This is a genomic window from Pseudomonas sp. FA-1, from assembly GCF_056856075.1.
In genome coordinates, this window is record NZ_JBWXTH010000052.1 from 1 (window position 1) to 289 (window position 289).

At 63.7% G+C, this 289-nt stretch carries 1 protein-coding gene; it reads right to left on the reverse strand.

Annotated elements, in window-relative coordinates; genetic code table 11:
• Positions 1–289, reverse strand: a 289-nt coding sequence (locus AC1MHZ_RS23450; RefSeq protein WP_482967018.1) for a hypothetical protein, incomplete at both ends; no start/stop codon positions are given.

Below are 289 nucleotides of genomic sequence, written 5' to 3' on the forward strand. Positions count from 1 at the left end.
TGCCCGAGCAGTCCTGGTAACGCTCGACCTGGGCCTGGGTGTTCCACCACAGGTACTTGGATTTGTAGGTCGCGTCGATGATGGTATGCGGCAGGCCATCGTCGCCGTTGAGGTACTCGGTCATCTGGCCGAGGGCATCGAATTCGGCGAGCAGGTTGCCCTTGTCGTCGTAGCGCGCTCGCCAGGTGCTGCCGTCCGGGTAGCTGACCTGGGTCACCAGGGTGGTCAGGTGGTGATACTCGTAGGTGGTCTTGCGCCCCAGCGGGTCAGTTTCCTCCAGCAGGCGGGC